Below are 16,856 nucleotides of genomic sequence, written 5' to 3' on the forward strand. Positions count from 1 at the left end.
TGGGGCGGGGGTTTGCGCTGATGCAGGCGCAAGGAAAGCGCCGCCGAGCGCGAGCGTGGCGGCCAGTGCCGCCGTCCAGACCTTCATGCCGCCGTCTCCTCGCTTCTTCAGCCGCCGTCCTATCCGGCCCGCGGTGCCGCCGCCATGCGTCATCCGGCCAGCATCGCTAGCCGTTGAACGCATCGACCGTGATCGGTACCCCACCCGCATTATCGCGCCCCGCATTGCCAAGTTCGATCCAGTGCCCTTCCATCCGGACATCGCGCGATCCGTCGGGGTTGGCGGTTTCCTCTCGCGTGAAGACGAAGGGTTCCTCGAAGCGGTAGATCACATCGGCCGCCGCGAGCGAGCGGCAGTCCGGCGCGAATCGGCCCGCCACCGCGACACTGACGGTAAAGCTGCCGAGCGGCACGCCGCGGATCGTCATCTCGCCGCTCGGGGCGATGAAATAGACGTGATCCTCGCCGCCGCCGCCCGCCCGTTCGAGCTTGACCAGCACATGGCTCGTCTCGCGGTTGCGGATGGTGAAGTCGGGCAAGTCGCGCGACGGCGCGAAACCGCCGCGCACCGCGGTGCCGTTGGGCAAGGTCACCGGGCACGGCGCCGCCTGCTGCGCGGACAGGGCCGCGGCAAGGACAGCGCCGAGCATCACGGCCCGCTGTCCCTACCCCCGATACAGCCCGTCAATCCGCTCCTGATACCGCTCGCGGATCTTGTGGCGGCGGATTTTCATGCTCGGAGTCATTTCCTCGTTCTCGATCGAGAACGCCTCGTCAGCGAAGGCGAACTGGCGGACCTTTTCGATCACCGACAGGTCGGCATTGGTGCGGTCCACCGCCGCGCGCACCGCGTTCTTGAAGGCGGGGAGTTCTTGCAGCGCCTTCATGTCGAACTTCTCGTCATTGGCGCGCGCCCACTCCAATGCCCATTCGGCATCAGGCACGATCAGCCCGACCACGTAAGGCCGCTTGTCCCCGCTCACCATCGCCTGCGCGATTTCAGGCTGGAGCGTCAGCATCCCTTCGACCTTCTGCGGGGCGATATTGTCGCCCTTGTCGTTGACGATCATGTCCTTCTTGCGGTCAGTGATCTTGATCCGGCCCTTGTTGTCGAAGTGGCCGATGTCGCCGGTGTGGAGCCAGCCGTCCTGAAGCGTCCGCGCGGTTTCCGCGTCGTTGCGCCAATAGCCGTGCATCACCAGCTCGCCGCGCACGAGGATTTCGCCATCCTCGGCGATCTTCACCTCGACCCCGCGCAGCGGCGGGCCGACGGTGTCCATCTTGAGCCCGACCTTGGGGCGGTTGCAGCTGATCACCGGCCCGGCCTCGGTCTGGCCGTAGCCTTGCAGCATGGTCAGCCCCATCGCATCGAAGAAATTGCCGACTTCCGGGTTGAGCGGCGCGCCGCCCGAGACCATCGCCTTGATCCGTCCGCCGAACTTCTGGCGGATCTTGGGGCGCAGCGTCTTTTCGACGAGGAAATCGAGCGGCCGGTCACGCAACCGCTTCTTGCCCTCCTTGGAATGCTCGGCGATCTTGAGCGCGCTATCCATCATGAAGTTGGCGACTTTGCCCTGCTTTTCGATCTGCTTCATGATGCGGGTGCGCAGCACTTCGAACAGGCGCGGGACGACGACCATGATCGTCGGGCGGGTTTCCTCGATATTCGAGGCGAGCTTTTCCAGCCCTTCCGAATAGAAGATTTCCGCGCCGACCCCGATGGGCAGATATTGCCCGCCGGAATGCTCATAGGCGTGGGAGAGGGGGAGGAACGACAGGAAGCGTTCGTCCGTGATGCCGAAGTCCTCGATCAGCACTTCGGCTGCGCCTGCCACGTTGCACAGGATCGCGCCGTGGTGCTGCATCACCCCGCGCGGCGCGCCGCCGGTGCCGCTGGTGTAGATCAGGCAGGCGGTTTCCGACCTCTCGATGCGGCTGATACGATCGTCCACCGCCGCGCGCGCGGCGGCCGCGTCGCCGGTGATCAGCCCGGCCCAGGCGTGATATTCGAAGCTGCCCGATTGCTGGCGCTTGAGATCGTCAATGCCGATGACATGCTCGACCAGCCCGGTCTGCCCGATCGCGCCGACCAGAGGGGCGAGCAGCTTCTCGGTCGAGACAAACACCGCCCGCGCGCCTGAATTGTCGAGGATGTGCGCGTGATCGCGGCGGGTGTTAGTGGTGTAGGTCGGCACGGTGATGCAGCCCGCCGCCATGATCGCGAGATCGGCGATGCACCACTCGGGACGGTTTTCGGAGACGAGCGCCACCCGGTCGCCATCTTCCAGCCCCATGGCGCGCAGCGCCTCGGCCAGCAGGCAGACGTGCTCCGCCGCCGAACGCCAGCTCTGCGTCACCCATTGCCCGCCGGTCTTGTGGCCGAGGAACGGGGCATCGCCCTTTTCGTCCGCGCGCTTGAGGAACAGTTCCACAAGGTTCTGCGCGTTATCAATGTCCTGCAATAGCTGGTGGTCTGCCGGATTGGCGACCGCGCGGCCGGCGTGAGGAATGGTGGGGGAATGCACTGGCAAAGGCTCCTGATCCCTTCGAGTTTATCCTTCGCAGGTTCAGGTGCGACCCGCGTGTGGTGCACAGACTAGAAGGTCAAATCCGTAGCGGCAAGCATGGGGATGGTGTCTCCCCCAGCCGCGCACTCAGGGCGTGACGACGCTGACGAGGCGTGGCTCGGTCGCCGCTTCCCACGTGCCGTCTGCGCGCAGGCCGAGCGCATTGGCCTTGATCGGCGCCGGGCCCAGCCGGATGCTGGTGTGACCCAGCGCGATCAGCTGCTCCTTCATGGCAGCAAGGGTGGTGCCTTCCTCGATCAACAGCATATCGCCGAAGGACATGGCGAAGGGCAGGGCGAGCGCGTCCTGCGCGCCGAGCTTGAAGTCGAGCACGCCGATGATCGCGCGGGCAACGGTCACGGGGATCGTCGGACCACCGGCCGCGCCGATCACCAGCACCACCTTGCCGTTCGCGTCATAGACGATGGTCGGTGCCATCGACGAACGCGGGCGCTTGCCGCCTTCGACCCGGTTGGCGACCGGCTTGCCGTCGGCCTCGGGGGTGAGGGTGAAATCGGTCAGCTCATTGTTGAGGTAGAACCCGCGCCAGTGCAGTCCCGACCCGAAAGCGCCTTCGATGGTCGAGGTGTAGCTGACCGCATTGCCCGCCGCGTCCACCACCGCAAAGTGCGTGGTGCCGTTCTCCGGCTCCTCCGGCCCGTCGCCGCGCGCGAGCGGCGCGCCGGGGGGCACACCGGCCTGGGGCTTGGCAATCCTTGCCTCGGGCGAAATCAGACCTGACCGGGAGGCGAGGTAGCCCGCATCCACCAGCCCCGTGACCGGCACGTCGACGAAATCGGCATCGCCCGAATAGAGCTCGCGATCGGCATAGGCGAGGCGCTGGCTCTCGATGAACAGGTGCCAGAATTGCGGACTATCGGGGCCGAGCGCGGCGAGATCGAAGCGTTCGAGCTGGCCGAGCATCTGCGCAACGGCAATGCCACCCGAAGACGGCGGCCCCATCCCGCACACCCGGTAAACGCGGTAGCGGGCGCAAACGGGGGCACGTTCCTTGGAGGTGTAGCCGGTGACATCGGCGGCGGTCATCCGGCCATCCTGCGGCGTTTCGCCCGCGACATAAGCGGCCAGCGCCGTAGCGGACGTGCTGCCATACATCGCCTGCGGGCCTTCTGCGGCAAGCGCCCGGAAGGTGGCAGCCAGTTCCGGCACCCGGATCGTGGAGCCGAGCGGCAGCGGGTTGCCATCCGCGCCGAAGAACACGGCTTTTGCGGCAGCGCTCTTGTCGGCCCGGCCCTTGTTGCCGTTCAGCGATTCGTAGAGGCGGCGGTTCATCACGAAACCGTCTTCGGCGAGCGCGATGGCGGGCGCGAACAGCTTGGCCCAGGGCAGCTTGCCATGCTCGGCATGGGCCTTCGCGGCGAGTGCGACATTGCCCGGCACCCCGACGCTGAGGCCGGAGAAGACGCGGGGTTCGCGCGGAAGCACCTTGCCGCTCTCGTCAAGGAAACGGTTAGGGGTGGCGGCGGCAGGCGCGGTTTCGCGCCCGTCGTAGGTCACCAGCGAGCCATCCTGACCATCCGCCCGCACCATGAAGCCGCCCCCGCCGATGCCGGAGCTTTGCGGCTCGACTACGGTCAGCGCCAGCATCACCGCAATCGCGGCGTCCGTGGCCGATCCGCCCTGCGCAAGGATCGTCTCGCCCGCCGCGGTCGCACGCGGGTCAGCGCTGCTGACTGCGCCACTTCCGTTGAAGCGAAGGTTTTCTACCCCCTCAAGAGGGATGGTCTGGGTGGTGGCACAGCCCGCAAGGGCCAGCGCCAGCGGGGCGATCAGGGACGGAAAGATACGCATCGCGGCGGTGCTATTCGCTTCCCACCGCTTCCGCAATGCTGGCGAACCCGTCGCGCCGCATCAGCCGCTCCAGTCCGCGCACAATCTGGGCACCAAGACCGGGGCCTTCATAGACCATCGCCGAATAAAGCTGCACCAGCGAAGCCCCCGCCCGGATGCGCTCCCATGCGTGTTCAGCGGTGGCGATGCCGCCGACACCGACCAGCGGGATCGCCGCCCCGGTCGCCTTGCGAAAATCGCGCAGGCGCTGGGTCGCCAGACTGCGCAGCGGCGCGCCCGACAGCCCGCCCGTCTCACCCGCATGATGCGATCGCAGCGCGGGCCGCGAAATCGTGGTGTTCGATACCACCAGCGCGCCCAGCCGCTTGTCGATCGCGATGCGGGCGATGGCGTCAATGTCGGCCGGTTCGAGATCGGGGGCGACCTTGAGGAAGATCGGGGCGGTGCTGCCCGTCTCGTCCCGCGCGGCGATCACCGCGTCGAGCAGGCCAGTGAGCGCGCTTTCGTCCTGAAGCGCGCGCAGGCCCGGGGTGTTGGGGCTGGAGATATTGACGCACAGATAGCTGGCAACCGGGGCCATCAGCCTCGCCATGATTGCGTAATCGGCGATGCGGTCGGCAGAGTCCTTATTCGCTCCGATGTTGACCGCCACGATTCCCGGCCGCCCGGCCCGTGCGCGCAGTCGCGTCAGCGCCGCTTCGGCCCCGCCATTGTTGAACCCCATCCGGTTGATCACGGCCTCATCCTCGACCAGCCGGAACAGGCGCGGCCTGGGATTGCCCGCTTGCGGCAGCGGGGTGATCGAGCCGACCTCGGTGAAGCCGAAGCCGAGCCCCAGCAATGCGTCGGGCACCTCGGCATCCTTGTCAAAGCCCGCCGCCACGCCGACCGGATTGGTGAAGGTCAACCCCGCCACCTCCACCGCCAAGGGCCCGCCTGCCGCCGCCGGCGCGCGGCGCGGCAATGCGGCGAGGGAACGGATCGCCAGGCGGTGTCCGGTTTCCGAATCGAGAACGAAAAGGGCGGGCTTGATCAGGCGGAACAGCATGGCTTGGCGCCTATGTCAGCACGCCGAGCATGTCGAGCAAATCGGCCTGATTCCGGACCACCCCGCATGATTTTAACCTGTGTTAGATTTTGGTGCCGTTTCCCGTTGATTTGGGGCGATTTCGTGTCGCTTGCATACAATCCCGCGGCGAATTCGCAGGTTATGCCGGTCTTGCGACCCGAAGGGCTCGGAGCAGCAATGCAAAGAGTTCCTCAACTCACATAGGCGGCGTTCCTGATGGAGCGCCGCCTTTTTTTGTCCTGTTTTGATGGGGAAAGAAATGTGGCATCAGGTGTTCCGTTGACATCATGGACGCGCCCCTTGCCTCTTCCGCAATGACACGTGGCCTGCCGGGAGGGGAGCAACGGCTTACCTCTGCGGCCCTGATTGCCGTCGATTACATCCCGCCGCCCGCGGCCATCGCGCCCTTCGTCACCACGCTCTACCACTTCCGCTGCGACGAGCCGGTGATCCGCGACATCCAGCCAGCTGCGATTGGCAATCTGTGCCTGTTTCCGCATGGCACGGGCGAGATGCTGTTTGCCCAGGGGCACCGCGATCCCAATCACACAGTCGGCCTGATGACGCCGCTGTCACGCGCCACGCCGATCGTGGTCGAAGGGCCGTTCCATGCCTTTGGCGCGGCGCTGACGCCGGTGGGCTGGGCGGCGCTGACCGGGCTTCACGCCGGGCAATGCCGTGACCGGCTGCTACCGGCCGCCAGCGTGCTCGGCCCGGAGATCGATGCCTTGGGGGAGCGGCTGATCGCCGCCTATCGTCAGGGCACAATGAGCGGGCGGGACTGCGCCCTGGCGGTCGGCGACTTCATCGAACGCAACATCAAACCGATCAATCCGCGCCATCTCGAACTGGTCGCAGCGACCGGCCGGTGGCTGAGCGCCTCGTTCAATCCCGAAGTCAGCGAGCTGGCCGGGGTCGCGGGCTATTCGGATCGGCAGGTGCAGCGGCTCGTCGAACGCTATTTCGGCCTGCCCCCGCGTGCCTTGGCCCGCAAATATCGCGCCTTGCGCGCTGCGGCGCTGCTGTCAGCCCCGCAATTGTCGATGGAGGACGAAGCGGCGATTTCCGAAGCCTTCTTCGATCAACCGCACATGATCCGCGAGATCGCGCATTTCGTCGGCCGCACACCGGCGCGGCTCACCGACGCGAGCACGCCCTATCTTGCCGCAATGATCGACGGCCGGAATCTGCGCGAACTCGACGTCTGAGCGCGGGCCGCATTGGCGGTTGTAATGCGAGCAAAATGCTCCTAATTCCAATTCGGACTGATTCCGTCCGAATTGAGAACCGCTCGCAAATGCGCCTGTCCAACCTTGCCGATTACGCCGTCATCACGATGTGCCAGGCCGCTCTGCATTGCGGCAACGGCCGGGTAAGCGCGGCTGAACTGGCGGCGGAGACGGGCCTGCCGGTGCCGACAGTGCAGAAGCTGGTGTCGAAGCTGACCGCAGCAGGCCTGCTCCGCTCCGTTCGCGGCGCGCATGGCGGTTTGCAGCTCGGGCGGCCGGCAGCGGCGATCACGGTCGCCGATATTGTCGAAGCGATCGAAGGCCGCATCGCGCTCACCGCCTGCGTCGATCACACGCCCTGCGATTTCGAGGCCGCGTGCAACATGAAGCCGCATTGGCCGATCATCAATAACGCGCTGCGCGGGGCGCTGGCGGGGATTACCCTTGCCCAACTGCGCGGACCGGTCGCAGCACCGACCCCCATTATCGAGGAAACCCTGTCATGAGCGACCGTATCGACCTTCAGGACAAGCCCGAAACCGATATCGAAGCCCGCGAGGCCGCCGCCAAGGTCGCCGATTACGAGCATGGCTGGTCGTCCGACATCGAGACCGAATTTGCCGAAAAGGGCCTGACCGAAGACACGGTCCGCTTCATCAGCGCCAAGAAGAACGAGCCCGAATGGATGCTCGACTGGCGGCTGAAGGCCTTCCGCCTGTGGCAGACCATGGAAGAGCCCGATTGGGCGAAGGTCGGCTATCCCAAGATCGACTATCAGGACGCCTATTACTACGCCGCGCCCAAGAAGAAGATCGAACTGGATTCGCTTGACGAGCTCGATCCCGAGATCAAGCGCATCTACGACAAGCTCGGCATCCCGCTGGGCGAGCAGGAAGTGCTCGCCGGGGTGAAGGGCGCGAAGAAGGTCGCGGTCGACGCGGTGTTTGACAGCGTCAGCGTCGCCACCAGCTTCCGTGAGGAATTGTTGCGCGCGGGCGTGATCTTCCTATCGATCTCCGAGGCGATCCGCGAATATCCCGATCTGGTGAAGAAGTGGCTCGGCAAGGTCGTGCCGGTGCGCGACAACTACTTCGCGGCGCTCAATTGCGCGGTCTTCTCCGACGGCACATTCGTCTATGTGCCTGAAGGCGTGCGCTGCCCGATGGAGCTCAGCACCTATTTCCGCATCAATGCCGAAAACACCGGCCAGTTCGAACGCACCCTGATCATCGCCGACAAGGGCGCCTATGTCAGCTACCTCGAAGGCTGCACCGCGCCGATGCGCGACGAGAACCAGCTCCACGCCGCCGTGGTGGAACTGGTGGCGATGGACGATGCCGAGATCAAGTATTCGACCGTGCAGAACTGGTACCCCGGCAATGCCGAAGGCAAGGGCGGCATCTACAACTTCGTCACCAAGCGCGCGCTGTGTCAGGGGGACCGTTCCAAGGTCTCGTGGACGCAGGTCGAAACCGGCTCGGCGGTGACGTGGAAATATCCTTCGTGTGTGCTGAATGGCGAGGATAGCGTGGGCGAGTTCTACTCGGTCGCGGTCACCAACAATTACCAGCAGGCCGACACCGGCACCAAGATGATCCACAACGGCAAGAACAGCCGCTCGACGATCATCTCCAAGGGGATTTCGGCGGGCAAGTCGTCGAACACCTATCGCGGCCTCGTCCGCGTCGGGCCGACGGCCAGCGGCGTGCGCAACTTCACCCAGTGCGACAGCCTGCTGCTCGGCGATCAATGCGGCGCGCACACAGTGCCCTATATCGAGGTGAAGAACCCGAGCGCGCAGATCGAGCACGAGGCGACCACCTCCAAGATCAGCGACGAACAGCTGTTCTACGCGATGCAGCGCGGCCTCGGCGAAGAGGAAGCCGTGGCGCTGATCGTCAACGGCTTTGCCAAGGACGTGCTGAAAGAGCTGCCGATGGAGTTTGCGGTCGAGGCGCAGAAGCTGCTGGCGATTTCGCTTGAGGGTTCGGTCGGATGATCCGCGCCGCGACCACCACAACCGTCACCCCAGCGAAAGCTGGGGCCCAGAGCGGAAAAGTGCTGTGCCCGGCGTCCCTAGGTCCCGGCCTGCGCCGGGATGACGAGAGTAGAACAACCAAATGACCACCCGCAAAACCCTCGCCCTCAACCCTGAGGCTGCCACCGCCGAAGCCCCCGCGCTCAAGAAGAAGGGCCGCGGGTGGGAGATTTCGGACAAGCGGCTCGACGCCCTGCACGAACAGGCCCGTGAGTTGCGGCGGCATTCGTCCGAGGCGCACAAGGCGCTGGCGGAGAAGTTCGCCAAGGCCGATCTCGGCCGCTACACCTTCAAGCGGTTCGCCGTCGTCGGCTCGGCGATTGTCGATTTCAACTGCCACAACCTCGGCCTCGCGCTCGCGATTGACGAGGAGGGGCAGAACGATGCCCTTGCCAAGCGCCGCGACAAGAGCCTCGAAAGCGTCGGCATCAAGGTGATGCGGATCGCGGCCAGCGATATCCTCGCCGACATCGACGCCGTGCTGAAACAGCTCACCCAGGTGATGCGCGACCGGATCGAGGAACGCAAAGCCGCCGCCCGCGCGCACAAGGCGGCCAATCCGAAGCAGACCTATTCGCGCCCCAAACCGCCCCCCGGCGACAGGGACGCAGCACCCACCCGCAACGCCAAGCCCCGGAGCCGCACTTGATCCTTGCTACCCTCTTTGCCCCGCTCCTCGCGCTGCAATCCGCGGGCGAAGCGGTTGTCGCGATCAAGAACGACAATCCCGAAACCTGGTCGGTAGAATATCCGCGTCTGATCCAGCCCTATGTGGCCGATTACCGCCGCTGCCTCACCGTCGCCAACCGCCGCATCGCGGGCACCGCCGATTTCGAGCGGCAGCACGCGCTTGACGTCACCCGCTGCGCGGAGACGAAAGCCGCCGCCATCGCCAAGTCGAACGCCGATCTTGCCGGGGCCAAAACCACCTTGAGCGCGGAACAGGTGAACACCCTGTTCGACAATATCGGCAAGATCCACGTCGCGCGCGGGCGCGATCTCGACCAGCAATTTGCCTCGCGCATGGCCGGGGCTGCTGCGGCGAGCGAAGCCTATGAAGCAGGACGGCCCAAGGGTCTGGTGATCGAACTGCGCGATGCCAGCGTGGTCAAGGCCCGCACCGATGCCACCGCGCCCGGTGCGACCAACGAAGACAAGGATTCACAGTAATGCTGACCATCACCGATCTGCACGCCTCGGTAGGCGATAAGCCGATCCTCAAGGGCCTGACGCTGGACGTGCCCGCGGGCGAGATCCACGCAATCATGGGCCCCAACGGCGCAGGCAAATCGACGCTGGCGAATGTGCTGGGCGGCAAGCCGGGTTACGAGGTGACGGGCGGAAGCGTGATGTTCCGCGGGCAGGATCTGTTCGCGCTGGAACCGCATGAACGCGCGGCGGCTGGCCTGTTCCTCGGCTTTCAGTACCCGGTCGAAATCCCCGGCGTCTCCAACGTCCAATTCCTGCGCGAGGCCCTCAACGCCCAGCGCCGGAGCCGAGACGAAGCACCCTTGACCGGCGGCGAGTTCCTGAAGCTGGCCAAGGACAAGGCCGGGCTGCTCAAGATGGACATGGAGATGCTCAAGCGGCAGGTGAATGTCGGCTTCTCCGGCGGCGAGAAGAAGCGCGCCGAGATGGTGCAGATGGGCATCCTCGACCCGGCCTTCGCGGTGCTGGACGAGACGGACTCGGGCCTCGATATCGATGCGCTGCGGATCGTCGGCGCGGGGATCAATGCAATCATGCGCTCGCCTGACAAGGCGGTGCTGCTGATCACCCATTACCAGCGCCTGCTCGACGTGGTGCGCCCCGACAAGGTCAGCATCCTTGCAGGCGGCCGGATCGTCGAGACCGGCGGGCCGGAACTCGCCCTGCGGCTTGAGGCCGAGGGTTATGATTCGGTGATGGCGTGATGGCTGAGGCCGCGACCCTGACCCTCCCCACCCGCCGCGACGAAGCGTGGCGCTATGCCGATATGGACGCGGTAGCGCGGCTGGGCGTGGTGGCGCTTGACCAGTGGCAGACGATCACCGTCGCCGCTGGCGAGAGCGTGACCCGCTGCATGATCGTCGGCAGCGATGCGCCCGAACTGCATCGCTTCCGTGTCAGCCTGGGGGAAGGCGCAAAGGCGGCGTTCTTCGTCACCAATCGCGGCGATGATTACACCCGGGTCGAGTTGGAAGTCCGCCTCGCCCAGGGCGCGCATTTCGAATTTGGCGGCGTCACCATCGGCGGCGGCGCGGCCACCCGCGAATTCGTAACGCAGGTCATTCACGCAGAGCCGGAGGCGACCAGCAACCAGACCGTCCGCGCGGTCCACTGGGGCACTGGCACCGGCAATTTCCTCGGCGAGATCAAGGTCGCAAGACACGCGCAGAAGACTGACGCGGCGCAGGACTTCAAGGCCTTGCTGCTCGAAGCGGGTGCGAGTGCCAACGCTGTCCCGCAGCTCGAAATCTTCGCCGACGATGTGAAATGCGCGCACGGTGCGACCGTGGGCGAACTCGACGAGGCAGCGCGGTTCTACATGATGGCGCGCGGGGTCGATCCGGCCACCGCGCAGCGCCTGCTGGTGCAGGCCTTCATCGGCGATGCCTTCGTGTCACTGGACGACGAGGCGGAGCGCGAGACACTGCTCGACGCGGCACTCAGTGCGCTGGAGGGGGCACAGCTGTGAGCGTGATCCCCGCCCTCGCAATCATGCTGGCTCAGACGCCCGCCGTCATCGGCACCGTGCCGCAGCCCAATGCCGCATTGGATGCAGCCCACGCCTGTCTGCGCGCCGGGATCGCGGCGCGGCTGGGCGACAATTCACCCGCCCCGCTTGACGGCGAACGCTGGGACTGGGCGCTCCAGATCGCCGACATGTGCGAAACAGAACTCAACACCGCCGCGGACTCTCCGGAAGCCGTCGCGCTCTACGCCGAAGTCTCGCACGGCACGATTACCAAGCGTCAGGCCCTGCGGTCCGAAGCGCTCTACTTCGTCGACCGGCTGATCCGCGAACATTACGAGGCGCAGCGATGAACGCCCCCGCTACCATCCAGCGCGACCTGCGTGCGGAATTCCCCGGTCTCGTCACGGCCGAGGGCAAGCCGTGGCACTACCTCGACACCGCCGCCACCGCGCAGAAACCGCGCGCCGTGATCGACGCGATGGCGCGCGCGCTGGGTGAGGATTACGCCACGGTCCACCGCGGGGTCTATGCCCGCTCGGCCGAGATGACGCTCGCTTACGAGGCTGCGCGGCGCAAGGTCGCCAGCTTCATCGGCGGGCGCGAAGAGGAGCTTGTCTTCACCCGCGGCGCGACCGAGGCGATCAATCTGGTCGCCAACACCTGGGGCCGGGCGAACCTGAAGCCGGGTGACCGCATCCTGCTCTCGCAACTGGAGCATCATTCGAACATCGTGCCGTGGCAGATGATCGCGCAGCAAACAGGCGCCGTGATCGATGTCTGTCCGCTGACCGCCGACCATCAGATCGACTTGGACGCCGCCGAAGCGATGCTGACCGAAGCGCACAAGCTGGTCGCCTTCGGCCATGTCTCCAACGTGCTCGGGAGCGTGCTCGACGCTCCGCGCGCCGCTGCGCTGGCGCACAAAGTTGGTGCGATGCTGCTGCTCGATGGGTGCCAGTCGGCGCCTCATATGCAGGTAGATGTCACATCATTGGCGTGTGATTTCTATGTCTTCTCCGCCCACAAGCTCTACGGCCCGACCGGGATCGGCGCGCTGTGGGCGAGGGCCGAGCTGCTCGCCGAGATGCCCCCGTGGGAAGGCGGCGGGGCGATGATCGACCGTGTGACCTTCGAACGCACCACCTACGCCTCCGGCCCGCAGCGGTTCGAGGCCGGGACGCCCGCTATCACCGAAGCGATCACCTTTGGCGCGGCGGTCGATTACGTCGAGAGTATCGGGCTGGGTCACATTCACGCCAACGAGCAGGCGCTGGTCGCTCGTCTCCGGCGCGAACTGGGCGCGATGAACGATGTCACCCTGTTCGGCCCCGCCGACAGCGCCGGGATCGTCAGCTTCACCATCGACGATATCCACCCGCACGATCTCGGCACGATCCTTGACGAGGCGGATGTCGCGATCCGCGCCGGGCACCACTGCGCCCAGCCCTTGATGGACTATCTCGGCGTTCCCGCCACCGCACGCGCCAGCTTCGGGCTCTACTCCACCGAGGCCGACATTGACGCGCTGATGGCCGGGATTGCCCGCACCCGTAAGATTTTTGGAAAAGGATGAGAGCGATGGACAGCTCAACCGATCAGCCGGACATGACCAAGCCGCCTCGCGCCCGTGTCGCAGACGCCGTCGATACTGACGCAGCACCTGAGACCCCACGCAATCGCGACTATCTCGAAGGCTTTCTCGCCGCCAAGACCGGCACGGCTGTCGGCGGTGAGGGCAGCGACCTTCAGGCTGACGTGATCGCCGCCCTGCGCGAGATTTTCGATCCGGAAATCCCGGTCAATATCTATGACCTCGGCCTGATCTATGGCGTCGAGGTGGACGACAACCGCGACGCCACCGTCACCATGACGCTGACGACGCCGCATTGTCCGGTCGCCGAAAGCATGCCGGGTGAGATCGAGCTGCGCGTGTCCTCCGTGCCGGGGATCCGCGACGCTGAAGTGGTGCTGGTATGGGAACCCGCCTGGGGCCCGCACAAGATGAGCGATGAGGCCCGGCTCGAACTGGGGATGCTGTGACGCTCGCACCTGCCCTGACGATTGATCTGGCCGATTACGCCGATCCGCGCGATGCGGCAGACGTGGTCGCGTTGCTCGATGCCTATGCGCGCGATCCGATGGGCGGAGGCGCGCCGCTGCGTGAAGAGGTCAAGGCGCGGCTGACGGGCGATCTGGCGGCGAATTCGCACGCCTTTTCGATGCTGGCGCGGATCGACGGTGAAGCCGTCGGCCTTGCCAATTGCTTTATGGGCTATTCCACCTTCGCCGCCGCGCCGCTGGTCAATATCCACGATTTCGCTGTCCTTCCGGGCCATCGCGGCACCGGCATCGGCAAGGCTTTGCTGGCCGCCATCGAGGCCGAGGCCTTGAAGCGCGGCGCCTGCAAGGTCACATTGGAAGTGCTGAGCGGCAACCACCCGGCCAAGGCGCTCTACGCGGCGCAAGGCTATGGCGATTACCAGCTCGATCCTGCGTCAGGGCACGCATTGTTCTGGCAGAAGAGGCTGACATGACCGAGACCACCACAACCACCCTTCCCGCGCCCAAGGCGGCCGTCATCCTCACGCCCTCCGCCGAAGCGCGGATCGCCGACTTGATGAGCAAGGCCCCCGAGGATGCGATCGGCGTGAAACTCTCGACCCCGCGCCGGGGCTGCTCGGGCCTCGCCTATTCGGTCGATTACGTCACGTCAGAGGCGAAGTTCGACGAGAAGATCGTCACCCCCGGCGGCGTGTTCTACATCGACGGGGCGAGCGTGCTCTACCTGATCGGCAGCGTGATGGACTGGCGCGAGGACGACTTCACCGCCGGTTTCGTGTTCGAAAACCCCAACGCCAAGGGCGCCTGTGGCTGCGGCGAGAGTTTCATGGTCTGAGGCGCGGTCGCCCACAACCGGCGCCTGATTCGCAATTGCTGTGTTGGTGTGCTAAGGCACCGCCATGGCTGACAGAATTCGATCGCGGCAAGAGAGCTTTGAAGCGCTGATGCGCGGCGCCGGGACACGGCGGCGCGAAATCGCTGCTCGTGCAATCGAGGCCGAGCGCATCGTCGGGCAGTCACGCAAAAACAGGGAGGGGCGTCCGCGAGTCGATCTGGCACTGAGGCTTGAGTTGGAAATCGAATCACTCGAAGCCGTGCTCGAATTCACCGCTGACGTCGAAGAGCGCGTGTTCCTCAGGGCCGAAATCGCCTATTTGCGCAAAGCGCTGGAAGCGAAGCGAGGCACCGGTCGCCGCAAGCCGCCCGAGAGCGGCGTTCCCGTTCCCGCTGTCCCGCCAAACGGGCCAACGCCCAAGCAAGGCGGCGCTGCCGCCCCGCTGGAGTTCGATAGCTAGGCGCTCAAACTTCCGCTGCCAGCCGCGCGATCAACCGGCTTTCGAGCTCGTCGACTTCGCCATCGGCAGCGACCATCTTTTCGAGCCATTCGCTCTCATAATCGGTGACGACTTCGCCCGCTGCGGCCAGGGCCTCGAAGTCCGTGCCCGCCGCCTGCTTTTTCCCAAACACCCGGCCAAAGTGGTTCATCACTTGCGGCGCTTCACGCGCGACGCGGCCCATGAATCGACCCACGTTGACCGAGCTGTCGGCGACGAAGGCTTCCAGTTCGCGCTTGCGTTCATGGCTGACTTGCGCATTCGGCAGGACGAAGCCCTTGAGGAAGTTCGCGACGCCGTCGATGAACAGATCGTCCCACTCGGCGGCGTTTTCCTCTGCCAAGGTGGCGTCCTTCAGGCGGAACAGCAGCTCGGCATCCCAACGCGTCACCGCCGCCGGGCCGTGGCCGCCGCTGGCGAAGATCACGCGGCGGATGATGCGGCATTCCGCGGCGCTGATGTGGGTCGCGGCCAGCGCACCCCCGCAGCGGGTTGGGCCGGTGCCGGTCAGCACCTCGCGCTCGACCAGATCAAGCACATAGTTCTTGAGCCGGTCCGGCGTATTCTCGGCCCGCTCAAGAATGCGGACGATGGCTTCCAGCTCGACCATGCTTTCGACAACGCCGTCATGATCGATCTGACCGATCAGCCATTCAGCTTCCTCGAGCGAGCATTGCAGACGCGGCGGAGTGCCGTTGAGGACGAATTCGCCGATCGCTTCGACGAAGAAGTCGCACCATTCGGGCGTGCGCTCGTTGAGGGCATTGTTGACCGCAAACAGCGCTTCGGCCTCGGCGCGGGTGATGATGCCGTCACCCCAGCCTTCGCGGCGCAGGCTGAGCAGTTCTTCGGCGGTGATGCGTCCGTCCGCGACAGCGGCCTGCGCGACGGCGATGAATTGGGTGGTCATGCGGCGGTCTATCCCCTGAAAATCGCGCGGAGCATGGCACGAACAGGCTTAAGACGGCGTTACCGCCTCTCGACCTCGCGGATGCAGGCCCCGGGATCCGCCGGAGCCCCGCCCTGGCGCAGCCGCGCCTCGACATGGGTGGCGGTCGGCTGGGCAACGGCGGAAACGGGGTAGATGAAGATGTCGAGCACGCACTTCGCGCCTGCGAACTGGAGCTTGCGCGCGTCGCCTTCGACCAGATCGATACGCGGGGTGCCGAACCGCTTGAGCAGCGCTTCGGGCGAGGCGCCAATCACGCCCTCAAGACCCTTGGGCGCCATCACCTCCGGCACGCGCACCACTGTGCTGCGCGGCTGAGCCGCAGCGGTCGGGCGGGCCGGTGCAGGCTTGCTCGACCCGGCGCAGCCCCCCAGCAGCAGCGCAAGCGCCGCGAGTGATAGCGCAGCGCTCTTCATCGCGCTGCCGCTCCGGCTTCAAGCCGCCGCAGCACCAGATGCGTTCCCGCTGCCGCACCGATCACCGGAGCGACGAAGTTCAGGAACGGCACCAGCATCATCCCCGCAATCGCCGCGCCCAGCAGCGCCCGCTCGGCCCAAGGCGAAGGATTGGCCGCCTCGTCTCCTCCGCCCGCGGCCTTGTGATGTCGCAGCCACGCCATGTCGGTGAACTCGCGCCCGAGCAGCACGGCATTGACCGCCAGAAACACCACCGCCGGGCCGATTGCGGTGAACAGCAGCACCGCGGCCAGCGGCAGGGCGAGCAGGTTGTAGCCCAGCGCCCGCAGCAGGCCCCGCGTCGCCACCGCCACCTCGCGCGTCAGCGGCAAGGGCTGTGCGCGCTCTGCCAGCGCCGGATAGTGCCGTGCCTCGACCGCGACGACGATTTCGTCTGCGAAGAATTGCAGCACCACCAGCGCCACCACTCGGAACAGGAGCCACATCGCAATCGGCACCAGCAGCACCGCGGCAAGGCCCGCCCAGCCCTCATTGACACCGTACCGCTGCCCCGCCTCGACCAGCCCGAAATAGAGCCCCACCCCCAGACCGGCAAACAGCACCAGCGTGATCACGATGCTCTTGACCAGCACCGCGACGACCGCGCGGTCGCCCAGCTGCCCAAAGGCTTTCACAATCGCGGCGGGGACGGCTGACATGCCGCTG

Annotated in this window: 21 protein-coding genes; 13 read left to right on the forward strand and 8 right to left on the reverse strand. The window is 65.8% G+C overall.

Features of this window, described 5'->3' with window-relative positions:
- From GVM20_RS16325 to GVM20_RS08270, 5 genes are all read right to left on the reverse strand, one after another.
- Positions 1-183: hypothetical protein (locus GVM20_RS16325; protein WP_234031919.1), on the reverse strand; the 183-nt coding region annotated here is incomplete at its 3' end.
- The gene (locus GVM20_RS08255) at positions 167-649 is read right to left on the reverse strand and encodes a hypothetical protein (protein WP_166546737.1); all 483 of its coding nucleotides are present in this window, start codon (positions 647-649) and stop codon (positions 167-169) included. The genes GVM20_RS16325 and GVM20_RS08255, both read right to left, overlap by 17 nt.
- Positions 650-664: 15 nt before the next feature.
- Entirely contained in the window at positions 665-2,524 is a 1,860-nt protein-coding gene (locus GVM20_RS08260) for an AMP-dependent synthetase/ligase (RefSeq protein WP_502706189.1), read from the reverse strand.
- 129 nt (positions 2,525-2,653) lie between these two features.
- Positions 2,654-4,378: a gamma-glutamyltransferase gene (gene ggt / locus GVM20_RS08265; protein ID WP_166546738.1), complete on the reverse strand. Its 1,725-nt coding sequence runs from the start codon at positions 4,376-4,378 to the stop codon at positions 2,654-2,656.
- A 10-nt stretch (positions 4,379-4,388) separates the two neighbouring features.
- Positions 4,389-5,426 carry a quinone-dependent dihydroorotate dehydrogenase gene (locus GVM20_RS08270; protein WP_166546739.1) on the reverse strand — a complete coding sequence of 346 codons (1,038 nt, stop codon included), beginning with the start codon at positions 5,424-5,426 and terminating at the stop codon, positions 4,389-4,391.
- A gap of 335 nt (positions 5,427-5,761) precedes the next feature.
- Here GVM20_RS08270 and GVM20_RS08275 point away from each other — a divergent pair, with 335 nt between their 5' ends.
- From GVM20_RS08275 to GVM20_RS08335, 13 genes are all read left to right on the forward strand, one after another.
- Entirely contained in the window at positions 5,762-6,655 is an 894-nt protein-coding gene (locus GVM20_RS08275; protein ID WP_166546740.1) for a helix-turn-helix domain-containing protein, read from the forward strand.
- An 89-nt stretch (positions 6,656-6,744) separates the two neighbouring features.
- Positions 6,745-7,182 (forward strand): SUF system Fe-S cluster assembly regulator, encoded by a 438-nt coding sequence (locus GVM20_RS08280; RefSeq protein WP_166546741.1) that lies wholly within the window; start codon positions 6,745-6,747, stop codon positions 7,180-7,182.
- Positions 7,179-8,675, forward strand: a complete 1,497-nt coding sequence (gene sufB, locus GVM20_RS08285) for a Fe-S cluster assembly protein SufB (RefSeq protein WP_166546742.1) — start codon at positions 7,179-7,181, stop codon at positions 8,673-8,675. Before GVM20_RS08280 ends, sufB begins: the two co-directional genes overlap by 4 nt.
- A 121-nt stretch (positions 8,676-8,796) precedes the next feature.
- Positions 8,797-9,363 carry an endonuclease domain-containing protein gene (locus GVM20_RS08290; RefSeq protein ID WP_234031920.1) on the forward strand — a complete coding sequence of 189 codons (567 nt, stop codon included), beginning with the start codon at positions 8,797-8,799 and terminating at the stop codon, positions 9,361-9,363.
- Positions 9,360-9,884 (forward strand): hypothetical protein, encoded by a 525-nt coding sequence (locus GVM20_RS08295; RefSeq protein WP_166546743.1) that lies wholly within the window; start codon positions 9,360-9,362, stop codon positions 9,882-9,884. Before GVM20_RS08290 ends, GVM20_RS08295 begins: the two co-directional genes overlap by 4 nt.
- On the forward strand, positions 9,884-10,627 hold the full coding sequence (gene sufC, locus GVM20_RS08300) for a Fe-S cluster assembly ATPase SufC (protein WP_166546744.1): 744 nt from the start codon (positions 9,884-9,886) through the stop codon (positions 10,625-10,627). The genes GVM20_RS08295 and sufC overlap by 1 nt, the downstream gene beginning before the upstream one ends.
- Positions 10,627-11,391, forward strand: coding sequence for a SufD family Fe-S cluster assembly protein (locus GVM20_RS08305; RefSeq protein WP_166546745.1), 765 nt, complete (start codon positions 10,627-10,629; stop codon positions 11,389-11,391). The genes sufC and GVM20_RS08305 overlap by 1 nt, the downstream gene beginning before the upstream one ends.
- On the forward strand, positions 11,388-11,741 hold the full coding sequence (locus GVM20_RS08310) for a hypothetical protein (protein WP_166546746.1): 354 nt from the start codon (positions 11,388-11,390) through the stop codon (positions 11,739-11,741). Before GVM20_RS08305 ends, GVM20_RS08310 begins: the two co-directional genes overlap by 4 nt.
- On the forward strand, positions 11,738-12,964 hold the full coding sequence (locus GVM20_RS08315; RefSeq protein WP_166546747.1) for an aminotransferase class V-fold PLP-dependent enzyme: 1,227 nt from the start codon (positions 11,738-11,740) through the stop codon (positions 12,962-12,964). Before GVM20_RS08310 ends, GVM20_RS08315 begins: the two co-directional genes overlap by 4 nt.
- Positions 12,965-12,969: 5 nt before the next feature.
- Positions 12,970-13,431: an SUF system Fe-S cluster assembly protein gene (locus tag GVM20_RS08320; RefSeq protein WP_166546748.1), complete on the forward strand. Its 462-nt coding sequence runs from the start codon at positions 12,970-12,972 to the stop codon at positions 13,429-13,431.
- Complete coding sequence (locus tag GVM20_RS08325; protein WP_166546749.1) at positions 13,428-13,925, forward strand: GNAT family N-acetyltransferase; 498 nt, start codon at positions 13,428-13,430, stop codon at positions 13,923-13,925. Before GVM20_RS08320 ends, GVM20_RS08325 begins: the two co-directional genes overlap by 4 nt.
- Positions 13,922-14,287: a HesB/IscA family protein gene (locus GVM20_RS08330; protein ID WP_166546750.1), complete on the forward strand. Its 366-nt coding sequence runs from the start codon at positions 13,922-13,924 to the stop codon at positions 14,285-14,287. Before GVM20_RS08325 ends, GVM20_RS08330 begins: the two co-directional genes overlap by 4 nt.
- Positions 14,288-14,351: 64 nt before the next feature.
- Entirely contained in the window at positions 14,352-14,747 is a 396-nt protein-coding gene (locus GVM20_RS08335; RefSeq protein WP_166546751.1) for a hypothetical protein, read from the forward strand.
- Positions 14,748-14,751: 4 nt separating this feature from the next.
- On the opposite strand, the gene GVM20_RS08340 is transcribed toward GVM20_RS08335, so the two are convergent.
- Genes GVM20_RS08340 through GVM20_RS08350 form a run of 3 tightly spaced genes read right to left on the reverse strand, consistent with a single transcriptional unit; the run spans position 14,752 to position 16,849 of the window.
- Positions 14,752-15,696: a hypothetical protein gene (locus GVM20_RS08340; protein ID WP_166546752.1), complete on the reverse strand. Its 945-nt coding sequence runs from the start codon at positions 15,694-15,696 to the stop codon at positions 14,752-14,754.
- Positions 15,697-15,755: 59 nt separating this feature from the next.
- Complete coding sequence (locus tag GVM20_RS08345) at positions 15,756-16,151, reverse strand: hypothetical protein (RefSeq protein WP_166546753.1); 396 nt, start codon at positions 16,149-16,151, stop codon at positions 15,756-15,758.
- The gene (locus tag GVM20_RS08350) at positions 16,148-16,849 is read right to left on the reverse strand and encodes an EI24 domain-containing protein (RefSeq protein WP_166546754.1); all 702 of its coding nucleotides are present in this window, start codon (positions 16,847-16,849) and stop codon (positions 16,148-16,150) included. The genes GVM20_RS08345 and GVM20_RS08350 overlap by 4 nt, the downstream gene beginning before the upstream one ends.
- Positions 16,850-16,856: the final 7 nt, after the last annotated feature.

This window comes from Porphyrobacter sp. SLTP, assembly GCF_009905735.1.
GTDB lineage: Bacteria > Pseudomonadota > Alphaproteobacteria > Sphingomonadales > Sphingomonadaceae > Erythrobacter.

Excerpts from the sequence above, each read along its gene's own strand:
- GVM20_RS08255 (WP_166546737.1), bottom strand. The coding sequence starts at position 649 with ATGCTCGGCGCTGTCCTTGCCGCGGCCCTGTCCGCGCAGCAGGCGGCG.
- ggt (WP_166546738.1), bottom strand. The coding sequence starts at position 4,378 with ATGCGTATCTTTCCGTCCCTGATCGCCCCGCTGGCGCTGGCCCTTGCG.
- GVM20_RS08270 (WP_166546739.1), bottom strand. The coding sequence starts at position 5,426 with ATGCTGTTCCGCCTGATCAAGCCCGCCCTTTTCGTTCTCGATTCGGAA.
- GVM20_RS08275 (WP_166546740.1), top strand. The coding sequence starts at position 5,762 with ATGACACGTGGCCTGCCGGGAGGGGAGCAACGGCTTACCTCTGCGGCC.
- GVM20_RS08280 (WP_166546741.1), top strand. The coding sequence starts at position 6,745 with ATGCGCCTGTCCAACCTTGCCGATTACGCCGTCATCACGATGTGCCAG.
- sufB (WP_166546742.1), top strand. The coding sequence starts at position 7,179 with ATGAGCGACCGTATCGACCTTCAGGACAAGCCCGAAACCGATATCGAA.
- GVM20_RS08290 (WP_234031920.1), top strand. The coding sequence starts at position 8,797 with ATGACCACCCGCAAAACCCTCGCCCTCAACCCTGAGGCTGCCACCGCC.
- sufC (WP_166546744.1), top strand. The coding sequence starts at position 9,884 with ATGCTGACCATCACCGATCTGCACGCCTCGGTAGGCGATAAGCCGATC.
- GVM20_RS08305 (WP_166546745.1), top strand. The coding sequence starts at position 10,627 with ATGGCTGAGGCCGCGACCCTGACCCTCCCCACCCGCCGCGACGAAGCG.
- GVM20_RS08315 (WP_166546747.1), top strand. The coding sequence starts at position 11,738 with ATGAACGCCCCCGCTACCATCCAGCGCGACCTGCGTGCGGAATTCCCC.
- GVM20_RS08320 (WP_166546748.1), top strand. The coding sequence starts at position 12,970 with ATGGACAGCTCAACCGATCAGCCGGACATGACCAAGCCGCCTCGCGCC.
- GVM20_RS08330 (WP_166546750.1), top strand. The coding sequence starts at position 13,922 with ATGACCGAGACCACCACAACCACCCTTCCCGCGCCCAAGGCGGCCGTC.
- GVM20_RS08335 (WP_166546751.1), top strand. The coding sequence starts at position 14,352 with ATGGCTGACAGAATTCGATCGCGGCAAGAGAGCTTTGAAGCGCTGATG.
- GVM20_RS08340 (WP_166546752.1), bottom strand. The coding sequence starts at position 15,696 with ATGACCACCCAATTCATCGCCGTCGCGCAGGCCGCTGTCGCGGACGGA.
- GVM20_RS08345 (WP_166546753.1), bottom strand. The coding sequence starts at position 16,151 with ATGAAGAGCGCTGCGCTATCACTCGCGGCGCTTGCGCTGCTGCTGGGG.
- GVM20_RS08350 (WP_166546754.1), bottom strand. The coding sequence starts at position 16,849 with ATGTCAGCCGTCCCCGCCGCGATTGTGAAAGCCTTTGGGCAGCTGGGC.